Annotated in this window: 17 protein-coding genes; 7 read left to right on the top strand and 10 right to left on the bottom strand. The window is 67.6% G+C overall.

What is annotated here, in order from left to right:
• Positions 1-120: 120 nt before the first annotated feature.
• Entirely contained in the window at positions 121-876 is a 756-nt protein-coding gene (locus tag GGR73_RS08160) for a DUF6065 family protein (RefSeq protein WP_104593234.1), read from the bottom strand.
• A 99-nt stretch (positions 877-975) separates the two neighbouring features.
• Between GGR73_RS08160 and tldD the strand changes: the two genes are divergently transcribed.
• Positions 976-2,421, top strand: coding sequence for a metalloprotease TldD (tldD, locus tag GGR73_RS08155; protein ID WP_184456348.1), 1,446 nt, complete (start codon positions 976-978; stop codon positions 2,419-2,421).
• 151 nt (positions 2,422-2,572) lie between these two features.
• On the opposite strand, the gene yjgA is transcribed toward tldD, so the two are convergent.
• Entirely contained in the window at positions 2,573-3,154 is a 582-nt protein-coding gene (yjgA, locus tag GGR73_RS08150) for a ribosome biogenesis factor YjgA (RefSeq protein WP_102256558.1), read from the bottom strand.
• 52 nt (positions 3,155-3,206) lie between these two features.
• Between yjgA and pmbA the strand changes: the two genes are divergently transcribed.
• Both pmbA and GGR73_RS08140 read left to right on the top strand, forming a co-directional pair.
• On the top strand, positions 3,207-4,574 hold the full coding sequence (gene pmbA / locus GGR73_RS08145) for a metalloprotease PmbA (RefSeq protein WP_065032483.1): 1,368 nt from the start codon (positions 3,207-3,209) through the stop codon (positions 4,572-4,574).
• 106 nt (positions 4,575-4,680) lie between these two features.
• On the top strand, positions 4,681-5,151 hold the full coding sequence (locus GGR73_RS08140; RefSeq protein ID WP_184456346.1) for a DUF4870 domain-containing protein: 471 nt from the start codon (positions 4,681-4,683) through the stop codon (positions 5,149-5,151).
• Positions 5,152-5,221: 70 nt separating this feature from the next.
• Here the strand turns inward: GGR73_RS08140 and GGR73_RS08135 are convergent, their stop codons facing one another.
• The 6 genes from GGR73_RS08135 to GGR73_RS08110 form a co-directional block, all read right to left on the bottom strand.
• On the bottom strand, positions 5,222-6,319 hold the full coding sequence (locus tag GGR73_RS08135) for a M35 family metallo-endopeptidase (protein WP_039522258.1): 1,098 nt from the start codon (positions 6,317-6,319) through the stop codon (positions 5,222-5,224).
• 203 nt (positions 6,320-6,522) lie between these two features.
• On the bottom strand, positions 6,523-6,738 hold the full coding sequence (locus GGR73_RS08130; protein WP_104568239.1) for a hypothetical protein: 216 nt from the start codon (positions 6,736-6,738) through the stop codon (positions 6,523-6,525).
• 83 nt (positions 6,739-6,821) lie between these two features.
• On the bottom strand, positions 6,822-7,697 hold the full coding sequence (locus GGR73_RS08125; protein WP_184456344.1) for a polyprenyl synthetase family protein: 876 nt from the start codon (positions 7,695-7,697) through the stop codon (positions 6,822-6,824).
• 1 nt (position 7,698) lies between these two features.
• Positions 7,699-7,962 carry an exodeoxyribonuclease VII small subunit gene (locus tag GGR73_RS08120; protein WP_016903977.1) on the bottom strand — a complete coding sequence of 88 codons (264 nt, stop codon included), beginning with the start codon at positions 7,960-7,962 and terminating at the stop codon, positions 7,699-7,701.
• A 31-nt stretch (positions 7,963-7,993) separates the two neighbouring features.
• Positions 7,994-9,289 carry a tRNA lysidine(34) synthetase TilS gene (gene tilS, locus GGR73_RS08115; protein WP_184456343.1) on the bottom strand — a complete coding sequence of 432 codons (1,296 nt, stop codon included), beginning with the start codon at positions 9,287-9,289 and terminating at the stop codon, positions 7,994-7,996.
• 91 nt (positions 9,290-9,380) lie between these two features.
• The gene (locus tag GGR73_RS08110) at positions 9,381-11,087 is read right to left on the bottom strand and encodes an alkaline phosphatase (protein ID WP_184456341.1); all 1,707 of its coding nucleotides are present in this window, start codon (positions 11,085-11,087) and stop codon (positions 9,381-9,383) included.
• A 142-nt stretch (positions 11,088-11,229) separates the two neighbouring features.
• Between GGR73_RS08110 and GGR73_RS08105 the strand changes: the two genes are divergently transcribed.
• From GGR73_RS08105 to GGR73_RS08095, 3 genes are all read left to right on the top strand, one after another.
• Positions 11,230-12,570, top strand: coding sequence for a dicarboxylate/amino acid:cation symporter (locus GGR73_RS08105; protein WP_102256552.1), 1,341 nt, complete (start codon positions 11,230-11,232; stop codon positions 12,568-12,570).
• A gap of 9 nt (positions 12,571-12,579) precedes the next feature.
• The gene (locus GGR73_RS08100) at positions 12,580-13,416 is read left to right on the top strand and encodes a class I SAM-dependent methyltransferase (RefSeq protein WP_104650879.1); all 837 of its coding nucleotides are present in this window, start codon (positions 12,580-12,582) and stop codon (positions 13,414-13,416) included.
• Positions 13,417-13,522: 106 nt separating this feature from the next.
• Positions 13,523-14,014 carry an acyl-CoA thioesterase gene (locus GGR73_RS08095; protein WP_024939524.1) on the top strand — a complete coding sequence of 164 codons (492 nt, stop codon included), beginning with the start codon at positions 13,523-13,525 and terminating at the stop codon, positions 14,012-14,014.
• A gap of 147 nt (positions 14,015-14,161) precedes the next feature.
• Here the strand turns inward: GGR73_RS08095 and GGR73_RS08090 are convergent, their stop codons facing one another.
• Positions 14,162-14,911, bottom strand: coding sequence for a C40 family peptidase (locus GGR73_RS08090; protein ID WP_016903983.1), 750 nt, complete (start codon positions 14,909-14,911; stop codon positions 14,162-14,164).
• 109 nt (positions 14,912-15,020) lie between these two features.
• Positions 15,021-15,602 carry a C40 family peptidase gene (locus tag GGR73_RS08085; protein ID WP_039512201.1) on the bottom strand — a complete coding sequence of 194 codons (582 nt, stop codon included), beginning with the start codon at positions 15,600-15,602 and terminating at the stop codon, positions 15,021-15,023.
• Positions 15,603-15,675: 73 nt separating this feature from the next.
• Here GGR73_RS08085 and GGR73_RS08080 point away from each other — a divergent pair, with 73 nt between their 5' ends.
• On the top strand, positions 15,676-16,155 hold the full coding sequence (locus tag GGR73_RS08080) for an FKBP-type peptidyl-prolyl cis-trans isomerase (protein ID WP_024939526.1): 480 nt from the start codon (positions 15,676-15,678) through the stop codon (positions 16,153-16,155).
• Positions 16,156-16,201 lie beyond the last annotated feature (46 nt).

The raw sequence follows: 16,201 nt of genomic DNA, 5'->3' as shown, positions 1-16,201 counted from the left end.
GCGGGCGCGTTGGCGAGTGTTGCTGTTGAGTCGTCGCGGGCACTCAGGCCTTGCGGCAAGTCGATCGAACGCGGCACCCGCGTCAGCGGGCACGTCCGGTGCGCCGATGCAGCGATGCACTCAGTCGAGCGGACTGTCGCCGTCGCTGTCGGCGCGCACGAACATCGGCAGACGCAGGCGCGAACGGTGGCCCTGCACCGGCGCCTGATCGGCACCGGCGACGCCACGGAAATAGCCGCGTTGCCATTTCTCGCGCGCGGCGACCGACTGCGCATCCGGCAGTTCCTGCAGAAACTGCGTGCGGCTGCGGGTCCAGTCGGCATGCTGCTGCGCCAGTTGCGGCGCCTCGGACAAGGGCTTCCACTGCGGCTGCACCTGTTCGATCAGCTGGCGCGGCAGCGGGAACAGATGGCAGAACGGCTCGCCGGCCTCGAAGCGCACTTGCCCGGGCCGGGTGAACTTCCAGTTCATGGTGAAGGTGTACGGGCTCCAGTCGGTTTCGACCATGCCGCTCAGCGCGCCGATACCGTCCTTGGGCCGGTTCAATGGCCCGGTGACAAACAGATCCATGCCGGCATCGGTGCGAAACAGGCAGGGCACGTGGAAGGTCAGCACGCCGTAGCCGAAGTGACTGATGGCCGGTGACGCGGCGCCGGCATCGGCGCTGATCCGGATCGCATCCAGGCTGTCGCGCCCGTCCCAACTCGCCTCGAAACCGGCCTGGCACAGCAGCTCCCAGCCATGCGCATTGGCGATCGCCAGCGGCAGGCAGCGGTAGGCATAGCGCTGGTCGGTGGCGTCCATCCAGTCGCGCTCGTGCGGGGCGGGGCGGATGTCCAGCGTATGGCCATCCAGGACGTGGGCAGTGAGCTTCATGCGCGGGCGTCGGCGTGGCGATGGGCCCGCGATGATAGCCGTGCCGCATGTTCAGCCGAACGACTTGTCTCCCCGGCGCGCGGGCCCCATCCTGACTGCATGACCGATAACGCTCTCACTCTGGCCGAAACCCGGCTGCTGCTTCCTTCCGGCCTGGACACCGGCCATCTCGACCGCACCTTCGGCGCCCTGCTGGGCCCGGGCATCGACTTCGGCGACCTGTACTTCCAGCATTCGCGGCGCGAGAGCTGGAGCGTGGAAGACGGCATCGTCAAGGACGGTGCGCATTCCATCGAACAGGGCGTGGGTGTACGCGCGATTGCCGGCGAGAAGACCGGCTTCGCCTATTCCGATGACATCCAGCGCGATGCCTTGCTGGAGGCGGCGCAGTCCGCACGCGCAATCTCGCGCGAGGGTGGTGCGCAATCCACCCGCTCGCTGGTGCGCGGCAACGGCCGTGCGCTGTACCCGGCCACCGACCCGATCGACGACATGGACAGCGCGACCAAGGTCGATCTGCTGCGCCGTATCGACCAGTACGTGCGCGCCGCCGACCCGCGCGTCAAGCAGGTGATGGTGAGCCTGTCCGGCGGGGTGGACACGGTGCTGATCGCGCGCAGCGACGGCGTGCTCGCCGCCGACGTGCGCCCGCTGGTGCGGCTGAACGTGCAGGTGATCGTCGAGCAGGGCGGGCGGCGCGAGTCCGGTTACTCCGGCGGCGGTGGCCGTTACGGCTATGCCGAACTGTTCGCAGATGGCCGCCCCGAAGGCTTCGCCCGCGAAGCGCTGCGTCAGGCGCTGGTCAACCTGGATGCGATTCCGGCTCCGGCCGGCGTGATGCCGGTGGTGCTCGGCCCGGGCTGGCCCGGCGTGCTGCTGCACGAGGCGGTGGGGCATGGCCTGGAAGGCGATTTCAACCGCAAGGGCACCAGCGTCTACGCCGGTCGCATTGGCGAGCGCGTGGCCTCGCCGGGCGTGACCATCGTCGATGACGGCACTCTGGATGGCCGCCGCGGCTCGCTCAATATCGACGACGAGGGCACGTCCACCCAGTGCACCACGCTGATCGAAGATGGCGTGCTGGTCGGCTACATGCAGGACACCCACAACGCGCGCCTGATGGGCGTGGCGCCGACCGGCAACGGCCGGCGCGAATCGTTCGCGCACCTGACCATGCCGCGCATGACCAACACCTACATGCGCGCCGGCCAGCACGATCCGCAGGAAATGATCCGCTCGGTGAAAAAGGGCATCTACGCGGTCAACTTCGGCGGCGGCCAGGTCGACATCACCAGCGGCAAGTACGTGTTCTCGGCCACCGAGGCCTACCTGATCGAAGACGGCAAGGTCACCGCGCCGGTCAAGGGCGCCACGCTGATCGGCAACGGCCCGGAGACCATGCAGAAGGTGCGCATGATCGGCAATGACCTGGCGCTGGACGACGGCGTGGGCGTGTGCGGCAAGGACGGGCAGAGCGTGCCGGTCGGCGTCGGCCAGCCGTCGCTGCTGATCGACGGCATTACCGTTGGTGGAACGCAGGCCTGAGATGCGGGGATTCGGGAATCGGGATTCGGGATTCGCAACAGCGGGGACTGGGGGGTGTGGTGGGTTCCGCTTGGGTGGATCCGGGAGCCGGGATCTGGGATTGGCAACGGCCGGGATGGCCGTTGCGGGGCTGGATGGATCGGGCGGAGCCTTATTCGTCGCCTTCCGACGCCGATTCGTCGTCTTCCAATCCCGATTCCCCACTCTCCAATCCCTGCTCCTGAGACAGCTCGCGCAGCACCTGGAACAGCTCGCGGTAGGCGCGCGGCGGTTTGTTCTTGGCCCGCTCGTGGATGGCATTGCGCACCAGCTGGCGCAGTTGTTGACGGTCGGCGGCCGGGTAGGTTTCCAGCAGTTCGGCCAGCGCCACGTCGCCTTCGGCGAGCAGGCGCTCGCGCCAGCGCTCGACGCGGTGGATCGCGGCCACTTCGCGGCGCGCGGTGTCGCTGTTGGCATCCAGCGCATCGCGGATTGCGGCCAGCGTTTCGTCGTCCTCGCGGCGCATGTGCTTGGCCAGAAACGCCAGCTGGCGCTTGTGCGCGATATGCGAGGTGATGCGCTTGCTCTCCTCGATATGCGGGATCAGCGATTCGGGCACCGGCAACTTGGCCAGCTGCGCCGGAGTGAGCGCCACCAGCTTTTCGCCCAGGTCGAAGATTTCCAGCGCCTCGCGCCGCTGCTGGCTGCGGCTGGCGCCGCGGAATTCACCGGTGTCTTCGTCGCGTCCGCGCATTGCCATCCATCCGAAACAAGAAGTTATTCATCATTGAGACTAGGATAAAGCATTGAACGCACTCTCCTCCGAAACACGTGTCCAGGACGACAGCCTGCAGCGCCTGGATGCGCTCACCGACATCGCGCAGCGCCTGCTCGAGCGCGCCCGTGCCGCCGGCGCCACCCAGGCCGAAGTGAGCTGCAGCGAAGAGCGCGGGCTGGACGTCAACGTGCGCCTGGGCGATGTGGAGACGGTGGAATCCACCCGCGACCGCGGCATTGCGGTCACCGTGTACTTCGGCAAGCGCAAGGGCAGCGCCAGCACCGCCGATCTGCAGGATTCCAGCCTGGAATCGACCGTTGCCCAGGCCTGCGCGATCGCCCGTTACACCGAGGACGATGTCGCTGCCGGCCTGGCCGACCCGGAGCTGATGGCGCGCGACTTCCCCGAGCTGGACAGCTGGCATCCGTGGGCACTGGACGCCGACACCGCGGTGGACCTGGCGCTGGCCTGCGAGAGCGCCGGGCGCGATGCCGATGCGCGGATCAGCAACTCCGACGGCGCCTCGGCCAGCACCGGGCTCAGCCTGTCGGTCTACGCCAACTCGCATGGTTTCATCGGCCGCGAGCGCGGCACCCATCATTCGATCAGCTGTGCGCTGATCGCCGGCCAGGGCGACGGCATGCAGCGCGATGGCTGGTACAGCAGCGCGCTGGCGCGCGAAGACCTGGAGGCGCCGGAAGCGATCGGCCGCCACGCCGCCGAACGCACCCTGGCGCGGCTGCAGCCACGCTCGTTGCCGACCGGCCAGTTGCCGGTGCTGTTCGCGCCGGAAGTGGCGCGCTCGCTGGTCGGGCATCTGCTCGGCGCGGTCTCCGGCGGCGCGCTGTATCGCCGCGCCAGCTTCCTGCTCGACAGTGTCGGCAGCAAACTGTTTCCGGACTGGTTCAACATCGAAGAACTGCCGCACCTGCGCCGCGGCCTGCGCTCGGCCGCCTTCGATGGCGAAGGCGTGGCGACGCGGCGTTCGGCATTGATCAGTGACGGCGTGCTGCAGCGCTATGTGCTGGGCAGCTACTCGGCACGCAAGCTGGGCCTGCAGACCACCGCCAACGCCGGCGGCGTGCACAACCTGCAGGTCACCGCCAACGCCGGCGACCTGGCTTCGCTGGTTGCCGGCATGTCGCGCGGCCTGCTGGTCACCGAGCTGATGGGCAACGGCGTCAATCCGGTGACCGGCGATTATTCGCGCGGCGCCGGGGGCTTCTGGATCGAGAACGGCGTGATCGCCTATCCGGTCGACGGGCTGACCATCGCCGGCAATCTGCGCGAGATGTTCGCCGGCATCGAGGCGGTCGGCAGCGATGTCGATCCGCGCTCGCACGTCAAGATCGGCTCGGTGCTGGTCAACCGCATGACGGTGGCAGGCGATAGCTGACCGTGATTGAGCAGGGCTGCTGCGCCAACTGCCCAACTACACAGCGTCCGGCGCGCGTGGGTCTCGCCGCTCTGCCTGGCGGCAGTCGCCGTGCAGAGCCGAGACCATGTCTTCCCGCACTGGTGGCTGGCTGAATCGTTGCTATAGTCCGCCGCAACACAACCATGCATGGGGAGACATGATGAGCGAATTCGAGTCACACGCCGTACCGCCGCCGCCGCCGCCGCCGATCGGGACCAGCACACCGTCGGGGGAGCGCACCCTGGCGCTGGCCGCGCACCTGCTCGGTATCCTGACGTCCTTCATCGGCGCGCTGGTGATCTGGCTGATCAGCAAGGACGCCAGCCCGTCCAAGCCGTTTGCCACCGATCAGGCCAAGGAGGCGTTGAACTTCCAGATCACCGTGATCATTGCCTATGTGGCTGCGGTGATCCTGACCATCGTGTCGTTCGGCATCCTGTTCTTCGTGCCGACGCTGGTGTGGATCGCAAACCTGGTGCTGTGCATCGTGGCCGCGGTCAAGGCCAACAACGGCGAACACTACCGTTATCCGTTCACGCTGCGCCTGATCAAGTAATCCGGCGCGGTGCAAATGACGAAGGCCCGGCAGCGCTGCCGGGCCTTTGTCGTTTCAGGCGATGATGCGATCAGTTCTGCGCCGGGGTGTTCTCGGCGAAGTACTCGTGGCTGTCGGCGTTGGTGATCGCCTGGGCCGGGTTGCTGATCGCCAGGCTGCGCGCGCCGGACTGGCCGTAGACACGGTCCTGGGTGCCGGCGACGACCGTGAAGTGGCTGGTCTCGTGCACCAGCGTGCCGGCCTTGGAGTCGGTGCCGGTTGTCGACGCACTCCAGAACGCATTGCAGACATGGATCTCGTACGGCTGGTTCGGATAGACGTAGGCGAAGGCGTCCGCCAGATCCGCTTCGCAGCTGCAGTTGATCGTCAGCTGGCCGTTGTTCTGGTCCAGCGCGTTGTCGATGTTGACGAAGTTCGAGCTGACCCGGCTGTAGCGCGAGGCGTTGTAGGCGCCGAACCAAGTGGTGTAGCGCGCGCCGGTGCTGCCGGCATTGAGGTAGTTGCGCGCGTTCTGCGAGTAAGTACGCGCGGCAGTGACGGCACTGGCGGCCTGGTTGGTGCGGGTGGTGCTGCAGTTGAGGTAGTTGATGCCATTAACCACGGCGGTCGGACCGATTGCGAGCTGGCGTTGCACGCCGCGACGCGCGCCGTCCAGCCAGACGGTGAGCGGTGTGCTGGTGGCCACGGCCGGCTGGCCGTTGGCCGCCTTCATCAGACTGCCGTCGGACAGCGAGGCGTATTGCAGCGACGAACGGACCTGGATGGTGTAGTTGCCACTGGTCGACAGATCGTAGGCGCCGGCCAGATCGACCTCACCCTTGACGCTCTGGCCGGGCTTAAGGATGGTGAAGTCCGCCGCCTTGGGCAGGCCACGCTTGACCAGGCGTCCGGTGTAGGCCACCGGCGCGCCATCGCGGCTCACTTCCAGGATGCCGTTGTCCAGCGTCTGCAGCGGCAGCTGATAGGTCGGCACGCGGGCGATCTGGCTGCCGTTGTTGGTGACGGTCACCGCGATCTTGCCCTGGTGTCGCCCGGCCTGATCGGCGACCGGCGCCAGTTCGATGGTCAACGGGACCGGGCCGCGCACGGACTGCGCCTGCGCCGAACCGAGCACGCCAACAACGGCCAGCGTGCCTGCTGCAAACGATGCGAGAAAAACGTTCTTCACCAGTGACTCTCCATGTGGTCGGGGGATGTCCGCGAACGCGGGCAGGTCAACCTAGGCAGAGCGAGCAGACGCAACAAGAGAACCGATTGATGCAGTTTTTGGCCTGCCGGTAGTCAGGCAATGACAAATGCGGACACCGATGGCGACAATTCAGCCTGGAAGTGTGAGTTAGTCCGCACTTCATTGCCGCCCTGCCGAAGTTTTCATGTGAAAAATGTATGGAAGGAGAAGTTACGTTCTGTGACGCAGCGCAGCGCTTGCAGGGCGGTGTGCTGCAGCCGCACCGTGCGTTGGCGCACGGTATGCGCAAAGGCCGGTGCGAGCGCCTGATCGCTGGGGCTGCTGAAGTCGAACGCGCTGCCGTAGTCGCCGTGCGTGGTGGCGTTGAAGCCGGCTGCGCGGCCGCTCGCCCTGCGCATCGGCGGAACCTGTGCATGTCGCCAGGCATCGGCGCACGAGGCGCCCGGCGCGCCTGTGCGGCAGCTCGAACGAACGCGGAGCGCTAGTGCGCGCGGTCCACCGCAAACCGGCCCAGCGTCGCCAGCGTGTCGCCGGGCGCACCGTAGGGCTGCAGGATGTCGTGCATGCGGGTGGCCAGTTCGGCCAGCTTGGCCTTGGCGCCGTCCATTCCGAGCAGGGCCGGATAGGTGGACTTGGCCTGCGCGGCGTCCTTGCCGGCGGTCTTGCCCAGTTGCGCCGAGCTCGATTCCACATCCAGGATGTCGTCGCGGACCTGGAACGCCAGGCCCAGCGCATCGGCAAACGCATCCAGGCGTTGCTGGTCGTCGGCTGCGGCAGCGCCTGTGAGCGCGCCCATGCGCACCGCGGCGCGGATCAGCGCGCCGGTCTTGAGGGCGTGCATGCGCTCGAGATCGCGCAGCGATTGCAACTGGCCGGTGGCATCGATATCCAGCGCCTGGCCGCCGCACATGCCGGCAGCGCCTGCGGCGGTGGCCAGACTCTGCAGCCAGCCGACCCGCAGCTCCGCGCTGACCGGGGCCGCAGCCAGCAGCTCGAAGGCGCGCGTCTGCAGCGCGTCGCCGGCCAGGATCGCCGTGGCTTCGTCGAAGGCGATGTGCACGGTGGGCTGGCCACGGCGCAAGGCGTCGTCGTCCATTGCCGGCAAGTCGTCGTGCACCAGCGAATAGGCGTGAATCAGCTCCACCGCCACCGCGGGCGTGTCCAGGCGGTCCTCGTCGGCGCCGAACAGCGTGCCGGTCGCATACACCAGCAGCGGGCGCATGCGCTTGCCGCCGCCCAGCACCGCGTGCCGCATCGCGGCGTGCAGTCGCTGCGGCGCCAGGGTGGGACTTGGCAGACTGGCCTCCAGGCTGCGTTCGGTGCGGCCGATCCAGTGCTCGAACAACGCCGAACTCACCTCAGCCGCCGTCCTGCGACGGCGCCTGGAAGTCTTCGGCCAGATCGGGGCGCGCGGGGTCGGTCAGCATGCGCACGCGCAGTTCGGCCTGTTCCAGTGCCTGCTGGCAGTCGCGGTACAGGCCGATGCCGCGCTCGTAGGCGGTGAGCGATTGCTCCAGGCTCTGGTCGCCGACTTCCATCTTCTGCACCAGTTGCTCGAGTTCTTCCAGCGACTGTTCGAAGCGGGCGACCGGGGATGTTTCGTTCAAGGATTTTTTGACCATCGTCAAAGTGTGCGGCGCGCAGGCAGGCGGGTCAATTCGCAGTGGCGTGGTCGCGCCATCGCAGGGATGCGCCATGCGCGCGCAGCCAGTCGTTCAATGCCGCCGAGACGATGCGGTCGCCGGCTGCAAGCACCTGGCCGTCGGCCCACAAGACCGGCAGGCGTGCGCGTTGCCAGGGCGGTAGATCCAGCGCCTGCAGCAGGTGCTTGAGCCGGTGCGAATGCGCGCGCTGCGGCAACACGATGCGTTCGCCCCCCTGGCGCGCGCGCACCAGCAGCGATTGCGCGAAGCGCAGGCCGGGTGCGCCGTGCAACTGCAGTTGCGCGCCATCCGGCAGTGGCAGCGGGGACGTGCCATCCCAGCAGGCCTGCCATGACGCCGGCCACGCGCTATGTGGACGCAGCAGGTACAGGCACTGGCGCCAGCGGCGTACCTGCACCTGTTGCCAGGCAAAGCAGGCCTGCCGATCCGGCGCATCGTCGTCGACTTCCTGTTCCAGGGCGGCAACGCCGTGCGCAGGCAGCGGTGGCGCCTGCGCTGCCGCCACCCAGGCGCGCAGCAGCCGCGGCCGACGTGTTGCCGGCTGCGCACGCAAGGCCTGCAGATCCAGTGCGCCGGCGGCGGTCAGCAGGCCGGGCAGCAGCGCGGTGTCCTCCTGCAGCAGCAGGTCGCTCGCATCGGCGCTTAGCTGCGCGCTGCGCGCCAGTGCCTCGGCGGCCTGCGGCCAGCGCTGCTGCAATACGGGCATCAGCTGAGTACGCAGGAAGTTGCGGTCGTGGCGGGCGTCGGCGTTGCTGGGATCTTCGATCCACTGCAGGCGATGTGCCTGCGCATACGCCAGCACCTCGGTGCGCGCATGCGCCAGCAGGGGGCGCCACAGCATGCCGGCGGCGAAGGGACGCTGCGCGCGCATCGCCGCCAAGCCGTCCGGGCCGGAAGCGCGCAATGCGCGCAGCAGGAAGGTTTCGGCTTGATCGTCGCGATGGTGCGCCAGCGCCAGCCATTCGCCGGGCGCCAGTGCCGCGGCAAACGCGGCGTGGCGTGCATGGCGTGCCGCCGCTTCCAGCCCCAGGCCGCTGTCGCGCGGGACCTGCACGTGCGCGATCTGCAAGGGGACGTGCAGGGCGTCGCAGTGGCGCTGGCAATGCGCGGCCCAGGCGTCGGCATCGGCATGCAGGCCGTGATGCACATGCACCGCACGCAGCCCCGTGTCGCGACAACGCGGCGTCGCTGCCAGCAGGTGCAGCAAGACGCTCGAATCCACGCCGCCGCTGTAGGCGACCAGCACCGGGCCGGGCGGCGCCGCGGGTGGCAGCAATCCGGTCATCGATGCAGATGGCGTGCTGCGACGCTGCATCCGCACGCGGGCGGCGGGGCATGCCGCGCCGCCACCGTCCGCGCTGCGCGCAGCCTGCCCATCAGCGTTTGGCCGCAGTCTCGAACGTGGCCGACTGCGGCAACTCCACCGGCACGCCGGCGCTGTCGCAGGTACCGGCCTTGCACAGGCGCTCGCGCAGGCGCGGGGTGGCCTGCACGATGACGTGGTAGATCACGTTCTCTTCCAGCGTGCCGCGGAAGGCCGCGCTGCCCGGGCCAGTGGCCCAGATGCCGACGTCTTCGCCGCCATGGCTTTCGGACTTGGTCGGCACCAGCGATTCCTGCATGTAGCTGGGCGCCTCGGTATCGACATGGGTCAGGTCCGGGCGGCCGGCGGCCGGCTCGCTGTTGCTGGGTTCGTGCGGGTACTTCTTGGGGCCGGCCGGCTGCGCGTTGCTGGCGCCGGTGTAGCCGGGGCCGTTGGCGTAGCTCAGCGTGGTGTAGGGCTGGCCGGCCAGGTCGGTGGCCAGCTGGCTGCGGTCGCCTTCTTCGCCGCCGGTGCCGCGCACCTTGCCCAGGATCGGGTTGCCGCGCACCGGGTAGCCGACGAAGTTGAGCGTATGCGAATGGTCGGCGGTGACGATGATCAGCGTGTCCGGCGGCGCGGTCTGCACGGCGGTGCGTACTGCATCGGACAGCGAGACGGTTTCGTCGAGCGCGCGGTAGGCATTGCCGGCGTGGTTGGCGTGATCGATGCGGCCGCCTTCGACCATCAGCACGAAGCCGTTCGGGTCGCGCGACAGCGACTGGATCGCGGTACGGGTCATCTCGGTCAGGCTGGGCTCGCCCTGCGCGGTGCGATTGCGGTCGTGGTCGAACTGCATGTGATCCGGCTCGAACAGGCCAAGCAATGCGGGCGCGCCGGCGGCCGCCTGCAACTGTTGTTCGTTCCACACGTAGGCGCCCTGCGGGTGCGCCTGCTTCCACTCGGCGACCAGATCGCGGCCGTCCAGGCGCAGGCCGACCTTGTCGTCGTATTCCGGATCGCGCTCCTGCACGGTCTGGAACTGGCTGCGTCCGCCGCCCAGCACCACCTGCGGGCCACGCCCGAAGCGCGCGCTGGACAGCAGCTGCTGGGCGATGTCCTGGCAGCCGGCAGTGCGGGCGGACCCGGGCAGGTCGGTGTCGTTTTCCCAGTTGCGGTCCGGCGAATGCGCATAGGTCGCCGCCGGGGTGGCGTGGGTGAGGCGGGTGGTGGTGACGATGCCGGTGGCCATGCCGGCGCTGTCGGCCAGCTGCAGCCAGCTCAACAGGCCCTTGCCCAGGCTGTCGGCGCAGTCGCTGCGGTTGCCGCTGCTGACGCCGATCGCGCCCATATGCGTCTTCACCCCGGTGGTGATCGCGGTCATGGTGCCGGCCGAATCCGGCGTCTGCGAATCGGTGTTGTAGGTCTTGCTGAAGGCGGTCGCCGGGAACTGCTCCCAGGACAGCAGGTTCTCCTCGCCCGGCCCGCCCTTGCGCTGGCCATCCAGGATGCGTGCTGCCGCCACCGTGGTCAGGCTCATGCCATCGCCCAGGAACAGGATCACGTTGCGCGCGCGCCCGGCCATGGCGCCGTTGCCGGCTGCGCGCGCGGCGCCCGAGCGGTACCACCATTGCGGCGTCTCGCCGGCGGGATGCGTCACCTGCGGCACCTCCACGCGCACGGCGGCGGGCGCGGATGCGCTGGTGCCGGCGCTGGACGCGCAGGCGGCGACACACACGGTGGTCAGGGCGGCGAGGGCAGGCAGGCGGTAACGCATCGGCATCGAACTCGTGACTGAATCAGCGCGCATTATGCCGGGATGCCTGGTGTCACACAGATGACACGCCGCTGTTCCAGTCGTGGCCTCGCGGGCGACGCGGGCCTGGGCTATGGTGCATGCACTCTCCCCCCGGATGATTCGACGCATGACATTGGTCTCGGCCTGGTTGCGCATTCCGTTCTGGCAACGCGTGGTGGCCGGCTTCGTGCTCGGCGCGCTGGCCGGCTGGGCCATGGGTCCGGCCGCCGATGTGTGGTTCGGCCCGCTCGGCGATCTGTACGTCACCCTGATCAAGATGATCGCGATCCCGCTGGTGTTCTTTGCGGTGATCAATGCGATCTCCTCGCTGCACGGGCAAAAATCCGTCGCCGCGCTCGGTGGGCGCACCTTCCTGTGGTTCGTCATCACCGCCGCGCTGGCGGTGGGCGTGGGCCTGGCAGTGGGCACGCTGATGCAGCCCGGCGCCGGCCATTTCAGCCTGAGCGTGGATTCGGCCTGGAAACCGCGCGATGTGCCCAGCCCGATCAAGGTGCTGCTGGACGTGGTGCCCTCCAACCCGTTCTACGCACTGACCGGCATCGGCACCAAGACCAATGCGGCCGGCGAAACGGTGCTGGCGGCCGGGCGCGGATCGATCCTGCCGGTGATCTTCTTCGCCGCGCTGCTGGGCTTTGCGATGGTCAAGCTCGGCGAGCGCGTGGCCGAGGCACGCAAGCTCACCGCGCAGTTGAGCGACATCATGATCCAGGTCACCCGCTTCGTGCTGGAGATGACCCCGCTCGGCACCTTCGGGCTGATCGCCAGCCTGGTCGGCAGCTATGGCTTCGAGAAACTGCTGCCGTTCGGCAACTTCGTGCTGGCGCTGTATGTGGCCTGCGCGATCCATATCGTAGTGGTCTACAGCAGCCTGTTGTTGCTGCATGGATTGAACCCTTGGAAGTTCTTCCGCGGCGCGGCGCCGGGCATGCAGGTGGCCTTCGTCAGTTCATCGAGCTTTGCCGCGATGCCGGTGGCGATGCGCTCGATCACGCATAACCTGGGCGTCAGCAAGGACTACGCCGCGTTCGCGGTGCCGCTGGGTGCCAGCATCAAGATGGATGGCTGCGGTGCGATCTTCCCGGCCCTGTGCGCGGTGTTCATCGCCCAATACACCGGCGTGCCGCTGACCGCCAACCAGTACTTCGTGGTGTTGATTGCCTCGGTGCTGGGCAGCTTCGGCACCGCCGGCGTGCCCGGCACTGCGGTGATCATGGCCACGGTGGTGTTGAGCGCGGCCAATCTGCCGCTGGAAGTAATCGGCTACCTGTACGCGATCGACCGCATCCTCGACATGATGCGCACCATGACCAACGTGACCGGGCAGATGCTGGTGCCGGTGCTGGTGGCCAAGGAAACCGGCCTGCTCGACAAGGCGGTTTACGAGTCGGCCTCGACCAACGTGGGCCTGGAAGATCCGCTGACAGATCACGCGCCGACGCAGCGCTGACTGCCGCCGATGCGCGCTGGATTTCCCACGCTGCGCGATCGCCTGCAGCAGTTGCCCGAGCTGCACAGCGTCGACGGCGTGTTGGTGCAGCGGTCGTTGGCCGACGATCCGTTCGAACAGCAGTACCTGCAGGTTCGGCGCAAGGAAGGCCGGCTCTACACCGATGCACAGGTGCGCAGCCTGCCGCGTCCCGGCGGCAAACTCGGCGCCAGTCTGGAATGGCAGGTGCGTGCGCTGTCCAGCGCCTTGCTGGTCCAACATCTGCGCGCGCAGGCAGGCGAGGGCGCCATAGCCGAACTGGGCTGCGGCAACGGCTGGCTGTCGCAGCTGCTGGCGCAGTCGCTGCAACGCGACGTCTGCGGCATCGACGTCAACCGCACCGAGCTGACCCAGGCCGCGCGCGTGTTCGGCCACGACCAGCGCCTGAGTTTCATCGCCGCCGACATCCAGACCCTGGCGCTGCCGCGCGATCTCTTCGACGTCATCGTGGTCCCGGCCTGCATCCAGTATTTCGCCGACCCTGCGGCATTGGTCGTGCGCCTGCTCGCCCAACTACGCGACGGCGGCGAGCTGCACATCCTCGACAGCCCGCTGTATGCAGATGCGCAAGCCGCCAACGCAAGCGCCGCGCGCAGCCTGCGTTACTTCACCGAACTGGGCGCTCCGGCGCTGGCCGCGCACTACCACCAGCACACCTACGCCAGCTTCGACCGCTTTGTGGTGCAGCGACTGTTCGACCCGCGACGCCCGGGGGCGCGCCTGCGAAGAATGCTCAGGATGAAACAACCCCACTTTCCCTGGCTGTGCCTGCGCAGGCAGGACAACCTGGATGCGCTGCGTTCCTGAGTGAAGCGTCGGCCCTGCCGGACGCGGCGTCAGGCGTTTGCGTTGGGCGCGCTGACGTCCCACCCGCATGGCACACTGCCAGCTCATCCATTGATGGGGGCGGGCGGTGATTGGCCAACAGCGTGATCTGACATTTCGTTTTCTGGCCGAGCCCAGCGACGTCAACTTCGGCGGCAAGGTGCATGGCGGCGTGGTGATGAAGTGGATCGACCAGGTCGGCTTTGCCGCAGCCAGTGGCTGGAGCGGGCATTACTGCGTCACCGTGGCGGTGGGCGGCATCCGCTTCGTGGCGCCGGTGCGGATCGGCGATCTGGTCGCGGTGTCGGCCAAGCTGGTCTACACCGGGCGCACCAGCATGCACTTCGCCATCGATGTGCGAGCGCGCAGCCCGATGGGCGGCGACTCGCGGCTCTGCACGCATTGCATCATCGTGTTCGTGGCGATGGACCCGGATGGTGTCACGCCGGTGGAAGTGCCTTCCTGGCGGCCGGGCACGCCCGAGGATCAGCGCCTGGCCGAATACGCGCTCAAGGTGATGGAACTTAGCAAGGGCATCGAGGACACCATGGCGCATTACCAGGCCGATGCCGCGCGCTGATCGGGGTGGCGAGGTGTGTGGTGCTGCGTACGGGATCCAGATGCGTGCGCGGCGACGGTAGGGAGCTTCCGCGCAAAGATTGTCCACAACGCAAAAGGCCGCGGAATCCGCGGCCCCTCTGTCATGCAGTGGATCAGGTACTCGAAATCAAAGCACCCGACGTGCCTGGATGAACTTCTCGCTCCAGTAACCGCTGGCCAGCGAATCCACGCGCACGTCCTTGCCGCGGCTGGGCGCGTGCAGGAACTTGCCATCGCCGACCACCAGACCCACGTGGTCGATGCGACCACGCCTGCCGAAGAACACCAGATCGCCTGCCTTGAGCGCGTTGGGGTCCTTGATCAGTTCAGCAGATTCGTCGCGTGCGATGTCGCGCGAGACGCGCGGCAGGTCGATGCCCAGGGCGGTCTTGAACACATAGCCGACCAGGCCGCTGCAGTCGAAACCTTCGGTGGACTCGCCGCCCCAGACGTACGGGGTGCCGAGCAGGGCCATGGCGCGTTGCAGGATCACCTGCACACGGCTGTCGGCCACGGCGTTCTGGGCAGCATTGGCTGCGCTCTGGGAGACGTCGTAATTGGCCAGCAGGCGGCTGAGGTCACCGGCGAACATCGCCGAGCGGTCCATCAGCGGAATGGCGTCGTTGGCGGCCAGGTGCGGAAGCAGGGCGGCCAGTGTTGCGGTGGCAGCGGCGTCGGCGCGGCTGCGGGTTGCGGCTTTCTCGGCGGCGACGGCGCTGTCTGGCGTGGTCGTCTGCGGAGCGGATGCGGTGCCGTTGGCGGTCTGGGCCAGGGCGGGTAGGGCTGCGAGCCAAAGGGCGGTGGCGCATAGCAGGCGGAGCGGTTTCCGGGGCGGAAGCGGTGCGGCGCCAGTGTTGATCTGTTCGTCGTTCGTCACGCGGGAATCACAATTCTGCTGTCGATGCGGGATGATGCCTTGGTGAAAGAATCGTTACGTTCAAAAAAGGTTAAATTTCCGTTTTATGAAATGTGATGGACATCACATATCAGGGTAAAACCCGTTTTGAACCTGAATAATGGTCACGCCAGTAGGCGCCATCCAGGAAATCCAAGCGGACGGTACCGCCGGTATTCGGAGCATGTACGAAACGGCCTTCACCGACATAAATGCCGACATGGGTCACGTTGCCGCTGGAGCCGAAGAACACTAGGTCGCCGGTGGTCAACTGCTCCGGCGGGATGCGCGGGCCCTGCACTGCGGCCAGCTCCCGCGAGGTGCGTGGCAGCGAAAGCGCCAGCACATCCTTGTAGACATAGGTGACCAGCCCGCTGCAGTCGAAGCCGGTTTCCGGCGTATTGCCGCCGAAGCGGTACGGCGTGCCGACCAGGCCCAGCGCACGCATCAGGATGTTGTTGGCGGCAGCCGGGTTGGACGGCGGCACCTGTGGCCAGACACGCGGTGCCGGTGGCGGGGTGGCGGCCGGTCGACGGACCGGCGCCTGTGCGCAACCGCCCAGCAGCACGAGCAGGCCCAGCAACGAACTGGCCGCGGCGCGGCGGGCGCGGGCGGCGAAAACTGGCGTGATATGCATGGAGCCGGGATAATGGGCGGTTCGAAAGGTCGCCATGATGGCGGCGCACCCGGCGGCCGACAAGCCGTCCTCCACCGTCTGCCACCGGGCAGCCTATCCAGAGCCAGGCATGAAGATCGAAAAAGACAGCGTCGTCCGCTTCCACTACACCGTTTCCGAGCTCGGCCAGGAGCCGATCGAGAGCTCCAAGGAGCGTGACCCGTTGGCGATCATGATCGGCCACGGCAACATCATTCCGGGCCTGGAAGCGGCCATGATGGACAAGGAAGCCGGCGACAGCTTCGGCGTGGACGTCAAGGCCACCGAAGCGTACGGCGAATACCGCGAAGGCCTGAGCCAGCGCGTGCCCAAGAAGCACTTCGGCGCCACCAAGCTGGTCCCGGGCACCCAGGTGGTGCTGCAGACCAACTTCGGCCCGCGTGCAGTGACGGTGCAGAAGGTCGGCATGAGCGTGGTCGACGTCGATCTCAATCACCCGATGGCCGGCAAGGACCTGCACTTCGACGTGGAGATCATCGAGGTGCGCGAAGCCACCCAGGAAGAGCGCGACCACGGGCATGTGCATGGCGAAGGCGGCCATCACCACTGAGCGCAGTCCTCACACGGCCCGTGTGGCAGGCGGACCGATGCGGGCT

Source organism: Xanthomonas sp. F14, assembly GCF_014199865.1.
The sequence above is the reverse complement of the archived record's forward strand: the minus strand, read 5'-3'. Positions and strand labels throughout refer to the sequence as shown.

What these genes read in the sequence shown, in the direction of transcription:
- tldD (WP_184456348.1), top strand. Translation starts at nt 976, where the DNA reads ATGACCGATAACGCTCTCACTCTGGCCGAAACCCGGCTGCTGCTTCCT.
- GGR73_RS08100 (WP_104650879.1), top strand. Translation starts at nt 12,580, where the DNA reads ATGCGCGCTGGATTTCCCACGCTGCGCGATCGCCTGCAGCAGTTGCCC.
- GGR73_RS08110 (WP_184456341.1), bottom strand. Translation starts at nt 11,087, where the DNA reads ATGCCGATGCGTTACCGCCTGCCTGCCCTCGCCGCCCTGACCACCGTG.
- GGR73_RS08085 (WP_039512201.1), bottom strand. Translation starts at nt 15,602, where the DNA reads ATGGCGACCTTTCGAACCGCCCATTATCCCGGCTCCATGCATATCACG.
- GGR73_RS08140 (WP_184456346.1), top strand. Translation starts at nt 4,681, where the DNA reads ATGTCTTCCCGCACTGGTGGCTGGCTGAATCGTTGCTATAGTCCGCCG.
- GGR73_RS08130 (WP_104568239.1), bottom strand. Translation starts at nt 6,738, where the DNA reads ATGCGCAGGGCGAGCGGCCGCGCAGCCGGCTTCAACGCCACCACGCAC.
- GGR73_RS08160 (WP_104593234.1), bottom strand. Translation starts at nt 876, where the DNA reads ATGAAGCTCACTGCCCACGTCCTGGATGGCCATACGCTGGACATCCGC.
- GGR73_RS08105 (WP_102256552.1), top strand. Translation starts at nt 11,230, where the DNA reads ATGACATTGGTCTCGGCCTGGTTGCGCATTCCGTTCTGGCAACGCGTG.
- yjgA (WP_102256558.1), bottom strand. Translation starts at nt 3,154, where the DNA reads ATGCGCGGACGCGACGAAGACACCGGTGAATTCCGCGGCGCCAGCCGC.
- tilS (WP_184456343.1), bottom strand. Translation starts at nt 9,289, where the DNA reads ATGACCGGATTGCTGCCACCCGCGGCGCCGCCCGGCCCGGTGCTGGTC.
- GGR73_RS08080 (WP_024939526.1), top strand. Translation starts at nt 15,676, where the DNA reads ATGAAGATCGAAAAAGACAGCGTCGTCCGCTTCCACTACACCGTTTCC.
- GGR73_RS08120 (WP_016903977.1), bottom strand. Translation starts at nt 7,962, where the DNA reads ATGGTCAAAAAATCCTTGAACGAAACATCCCCGGTCGCCCGCTTCGAA.